We start from the raw sequence: 5,937 nt of genomic DNA, 5'->3' as shown, positions 1-5,937 counted from the left end.
CAGCGTCGGTGCCTTCGGTAGCGCCCCGGTTCGGAACCGTTCCGGTTCAGAACCGGTCGACGGTGGTGATGAGCTTGTCCGCCAACTCGTCCGGGTCGAGCTTCTCGCGTGCCAGCGCCAGGTACAGCGAGTCGAGGTCCGGGTAGCCCAGGGAGGACGCCACGCCGTGCAGCGGTTGATCCCCGGCCAGGCCCCGTCCGCGCGCGATGAGGGAGCGCCACAGCCGGTTCTTGCCGGCCTTCAGCTCGTCCTCGAACCGCTGCATCGGGATGATCGGGAGCTCGCCGGTGCTGTCGAGGTCGTCGGCGTCGCGCGAGTCGAACCAGTCGTTGATGTGCAGTTGCGCCTCGGGCGTCTTGACGTACTCCAGCCACACCTTCGAGGGCCCGTAGGGCTGCTCGTTGGTGAGGACCAGCTCGACCGAGTCGCCGTCGCGCAGCGGCTGCGACAGCGGCGCGATCTCGCCGTTGACATAGGCGGCGATGAGCCGGTGGCCCGTCGCGGGCCCCGCGCAGTAGGCGACGTCGATCGCCGTGGAGGCGCGGGGGACCATGACCTGCTCGCCGTCGCCGGTGAACACGAGGATGTCCTGGTCGGCGAGGTCGCAGCGGAGCGAGTCGAGGAACTGCCCGGAGTCGGCGACCTCGTTCTGCCACTCCAGCAGGCGCTGGAGCCACGGCAGTTGCACCTCCGCCGGATCCGAGCCGGCGCGGCCGAGGCCGGCGACGATGCCGATCTCGGCGGTCTGGTGCATCTCCTTGGTGCGGATGAGGAACTCGATCGGGACGCCGCCGGGGCCGTTGACCGCGGTGTGCAACGACTGGTACAGGTTGAACTTCTTGGCGGCGATGAGGTCGCGGAACTTCCCGCCGATGGGCTTCCACAGCTGGTGGATCGCGCCCAGGGCCGCGTAGCACTCGGTGGCGGGACCGTCGACGACCACGACCAGTCGCGGCGGGTCGGACGGTCCGGTCCCGGGGTGCTTCTGCATCTCCCGGTACACCGAGTAGGGATGGCGGGGCCGGTCGAGGAGCTTCGCGGCGACCTTGTAGCCGCGCAGCGCCCGGCGCACCTGCGGAACGATCTCGGCGACCTGCCGCGTGCGGTCGGTGTCGGAGCCGATGTGCTCCTTGATGCGCCCGAACACCTCGGGCTCCAGCGTCTCCAGGACGATGTCCTCGAGCTCGCGCTTGATGACGTAGAGGCCGAGCCGGTCGGCCAGGGGGATGAGCACGTCCTTGGTGGCCTCGGCGATGCGGATCTGGCTGGGCCGCTTCTTGAACTTGATGGTCCGCATGTTGTGGAGCCGGTCGGCGAGCTTGATGACCATGACGCGGATGTCCCGCCCGGCGGTGAGCACGAGCTTGCGGAAGGTCTCGGCCTCGGCGGCCGAGCCGAGGTGGATCTTGTCGAGCTTGGTGACGCCGTCGACCATGACCGCGATCTCGGTGCCGAAGTCGCTTCGGAGCGCCTCGAGCGAGTAGCTGGTGTCCTCGACGGTGTCGTGGAGGAGCCCTGCGGCGACGGTGGCGGTGTCGACGCCGAGGTCGGCGAGGATGGTCGCCACGGCGATCGGGTGGGTGATGTAGGGCTCGCCGGACTTGCGTGCCTGGCCCCGGTGCATCTGCTCGGCGATGCGGTAGGCCCGCCTGACCAGGAGGAGGTCGGGCTGCTCGCAGTGCGCGCGGTGGGCGGACTCGAGCTGCGCGACGCGTCCCGCCAGGTCCCACGGGTCGTCCTGTTTCGCAGACCGAGTAGCCGAAAGCAATGCGCGCAACATGAAAGCCTCCGATGCCCAAGGTTGATCGCATTCTAGATGTACAACGAACGGCCGTGAGAATCGACACTGGTGACTGTCGGATTTCGGCGGCGCCGGTGCCACCGGTGCGTGACGGACGGCAGCGTGTGCATCGCCGGAGCCGATACGCACGGGACGCCGGTGATGCGGCTGCGGCTGCGCCCGGAATGCGGCCTCGGGCCGCGAGGTGGACACTCCACCCTGCGTTCCCGTCGGACAGCGGAGCGTCCGCGAGCGATTCCCACGATACGGAATTCTATTGGGGTCCGGAGGGGACGATACCGATCCACCGCTCGGCGCCGTCGAGGGGGCACGCCCAGGCGGAGGAGACCGACACGAGCCGCACCTCCGGACGCGCCAGCCATGCGAGCAGCAACCGCGCCTCGGCGGCGTGAGCGGCGTCGGCGACGTCGCCCATCGGCTCGACGGCGCGGGCCGTCTCCACCAGCCGCTTGATGTGCGGCATCGGGTCGGCGCGCGGGGGCGTGCGCGTCGCGCCGGCGAGCAGGCCGTGGCGGATGACGGCGATCTCCCAGCCGCCGCCCTTGGCCCGTCCCGCGGCGATGATCTCCCCGGCGCCCACCAGGCCCCTGATGCGCTGCGTCGCGGCCGCGAGCGAGAGGAACGCGGCGAGCTCGTCGCGTTTGGCGGCGGCGGACTCGAACCGCTCGCTCTCGGACAGCTCCGCGAGGCGCTCGGCGACCGCGTCGGCGACCGGGGTCGGATCCCCGTCCATGGCCCTGGCGGTGTCCGCGGCGATCCGAGCGTACTGCTCGACGGTGACGGCGTGGCGGCACGGCTCGGGGCAGCGGCCGATCTCGCCGAGGACGCACGAGGAGGAGGTGCGCTTGGGGGAGAGCCTGGTGCGGCACTGGCGGATCGGCAGCGCCTCCTCCAGGGCCGCGATGGCCGCCTGCGCCTGCGTGCCCGAGGACGGGCCGAGCCGCGGCTCTCCGGGCGCGGGCGGCTTGCGCGAGACCGTCAGGCGCGGGTACGTCTCGTCGGTGAGGCGCACCCAGCTGCGGTGCTCGGGGAACTTCGCGGCCCGGTTGTAGGGCGGCTTGCCGCCGCTGATGAGCCGCAGCTCGGCGACGCCGGCCTCGAGCCGGTGGGCGCATTCGATGACCTCGACGCGCTCGGCGGAGGCGATCATGTCGCGCAGGCGCCGGCGCTGCTCGCCGGCCGAGAAGTAGCTGCGGACGCGGGCGGCGACGTCGACCGAGACGCCGATGTACAGCGCCCGGTCGTCGGCGTCGCGGAAGATGTACACGCCGGGCACGTGGGGGAGGCCCTCGGCGAGGTGGCGCTTGCGCCGCTGAAGCTCCGAGGGGATGGCCCTGCAGAACTCGGCCAGGTCGGCGTCGGTGACGACGCCGTGCCCGGTGGCCCGCTCGATGAGCCCGTGGAGGACGGCGACGGTGGCGCGGGCGTCGTCGAGCGCACGGTGGTTCGGGGTGACCTCGGAGCCGAAGAACCGCGCCAGAGTGCCCAGGCGCCGGTTGGGGACCTCGCTCTTCTCGGTGAGCCGCCTGGCCAGGACCACCGTGTCGACGACCGGCGGGCGCGGCCAGCGCGTATCGCACAGGTCGCAGGCGTGGCGCAGGAATCCGATGTCGAATCCGGCGTTGTGCGCCACGAGCGTCGCCCCGGCGGCGAACTCGAGGAACGACGGCAGCACCGCCTCGATGCCGGGTGCCTCGGCGACCATGTCGTCGGTGATGCCGGTCAGGCGCGTCACCCGCGGATCGATCGGCTCACCCGGATTCACCAATGTGGAGAACTCTCCGAGCACCTTGCCGCCCTTGACCTTCACCGCGCCGATCTCGGTGATCCCGCACGCGTCGGCCGCCAGCCCGGTGGTCTCGAGGTCGACCACGCAGAAGGTCACCTCGGACAGCGGGGTTCCCAGGCTCAATAGCGACGGCTGCTCGTAGCCCGAACTCACTCCGCTTTCGTACACGGCCAAAAGACTACGGGCGTCATGTGACAGTCCCGTCGCGGCGGTTGTTCGAACGTCGCGGCCATCGCACCCGTTCCCGCAGGCCCGCTACGCGATTCGCCGTCCGGCCCTGGCGTTCGGCGAGCCTCGTCGCCAGCGACGTCGGCCACAACCGCGCCTGGAGCCGCGTGCGGGCGTCCGAGCCCCGGTCCAGTGACGCGCGCAGATCCGTCAGCGCCGCCGGCAGCGTCGTCGTGTCGGCTCCGCGACCGGAGTACCGGTCGAACTCCACGGCCGAGGCGAGCGCCTCCGCCGCGGGCCTCGCGTCCGGCACGGCTTCCGCGAGCGTGGCCGCCGCCTGCCTCGGCGTCAGCGCGTCACCGATGGCCGCACCGTAATCGACGGAGAGGTCGACGGTCTCGTCCCAGGCGCTCTGCGCCGAGAGCCGCGTGGGCCCGAGCCGGGAGCGTCGCAGGCCCGAGCGCCACAGCGCGGGGATGAACGGCACCGCCAGCAGCCCGAGCAGCGCCAGCCAGGCCGGGTTCGGCCCGCCCGGCCCGCCGGGGGCCGCCTGCCCCGGCGCGGTCCGCTGCTCGTCGGGCTGGAGCTCCTCGGCGAGGGTCGGCTCCTCGTTCGCCTGCGCGGACGGGTTCGTGTCCGCGGCGGGCTCCTCGGTGGCGCCGCCGGGCTCGTCCGCCTCGCTCGGCTCGGACGACCACGGGAAGTTCACCGGGTCCGCCACGCCGCCGCCGGGGGTCGGATCGAACGGGACCCAGCCGGGGCCCTCGAAGTAGACCTCGACCCAGGCGTGGAAGTTGTCGCTGGTGACCGTCCAGGCGCCGTCCGAGTAGTTGCCCGTGGTCAGCCCGATGGCGACGCGGGCGGGAACGTCGGACTCCCGCAGCATCCACGCCATGGTCGCGGCGTACTGCTGGCAGTAGCCCTGCCGCGTCTCCAGGAAGTTGAGGACGGCCTCCTCGCTGCCGGCGTCGGCGGTCTCCAGCGAGTAGGAGAAGCCGTTGGCGGGGGAGAGGAAGTCCAGGGTCGCGAGGACTTTCTGGTGGGTCGTGTCGGCCTCCGCGAACACCGTCTCGGCGAGCGTCGTGAGCTCGGGGACGTTCGGGTGGGCGGTGTTGCGGTCGAACCTGGGGTCGTCGGGCGCCATCTCCGGGGCCCGATCGAGCGTGCCCGCGTCCCAGTCGGGGTCGGTGTACTGGAGCGTGTAGCCGTCGACGTCCGCGAGGCTCGAGTCCTCGCTGGCGATGACCCCGGTGAAGGGCTCGACGCCCCACTCGTCGCCGAGCGTGATCTCGGTCGGCCGCCCGTACACCGGCGCGACCTGGTCGGGCAGTGCCAGGTTCTCGATCTCGGCCGTGTAGAGGTCGCCGCCGCCGTAGGTCAGCGAGTCCAGCGGATCGAGGTCGTCGTAGCCCGAGGGGTGGAAACCCTCGTTGGTGAGCACGTCGGCGACGTGCATCCGCAGGTAGCGCGGCGAGGGGTCGTCGGTGGTGATGCGCAGGACGTCGACCGGATCGGGCCGGTTGAGCGAGCCCGAGAGCTGCGCCCACGGGTCGAGCGCGCCCAGCGCGTCCTCGCCCGCGCCGGGCCCGTCGCCGTAGCCCTGCGCGACCTGGTCGACCAGGCCCGAGGTATTGGTCGGCACGACCGCCAGCAGCAGCAGCGTGATCGCCACGAACACCGCCGCGCTCACGCGTGCGGTGGCCGCCAGCGGCGAGGGGAAGCGCGGCCCGACGAGCTTGCCGGCGCCCGTGAAGCGGTGCCCGAAGCGCGAGATGCGCCGCAGGTTGTCGTCGGCGAGGACCCACAGGTAGGCCACCGCCGGCAGGACGAACCAGAACCATGCCGTCGCGTCCGGCGCGACCGACACCGGCACGAGGTACATGGTCAGCAGCGTCAGCCCCGACAGCGCCGGGGTGCGCAGACCGACGATGAACATGTCGTGGAGGATCGCGACCGACCCCACGCCCAACATCGTCAGGAACAGGATCCCGCCCTCGGGGTCCACCGGCGGGGCCATCATGATGATGTCGTTGACCCCGTGGCCCATGAGCGTGAGCCAGTGCGCGAACGTGTCCGGCGTGGGCATGAGGAACAGGATCGCGGTGCCGTCGTTGAACAGCGCCGTCAAGACGAGCAGCAGCGCGGCGCCCATCGCGAGGGTCTGGAGGCCCTGCCCGCG

3 protein-coding genes are annotated in these 5,937 nt (G+C 71.7%); all 3 read right to left on the bottom strand.

Annotation, left to right across the window (positions count from 1 at the left end):
• Nucleotides 1-46: 46 nt before the first annotated feature.
• Nucleotides 47-1,780 carry a RelA/SpoT family protein gene (locus tag ACYVK3_RS13200; RefSeq protein ID WP_460497790.1) on the bottom strand — a complete coding sequence of 578 codons (1,734 nt, stop codon included), beginning with the start codon at nucleotides 1,778-1,780 and terminating at the stop codon, nucleotides 47-49.
• A 274-nt stretch (nucleotides 1,781-2,054) separates the two neighbouring features.
• Complete coding sequence (locus tag ACYVK3_RS13195) at nucleotides 2,055-3,758, bottom strand: DEDD exonuclease domain-containing protein (RefSeq protein WP_460497789.1); 1,704 nt, start codon at nucleotides 3,756-3,758, stop codon at nucleotides 2,055-2,057.
• 19 nt (nucleotides 3,759-3,777) lie between these two features.
• On the bottom strand, nucleotides 3,778-5,937 hold a 2,160-nt coding region (locus tag ACYVK3_RS13190; protein WP_460497788.1), incomplete at its 5' end, for a transglutaminase TgpA family protein.

This window comes from Glycomyces tarimensis (assembly GCF_054776215.1).
The sequence above is the reverse complement of the archived record's forward strand: the minus strand, read 5'-3'. Positions and strand labels throughout refer to the sequence as shown.

What these genes read in the sequence shown, in the direction of transcription:
- ACYVK3_RS13200 (WP_460497790.1), bottom strand. Translation starts at nt 1,780, where the DNA reads ATGTTGCGCGCATTGCTTTCGGCTACTCGGTCTGCGAAACAGGACGAC.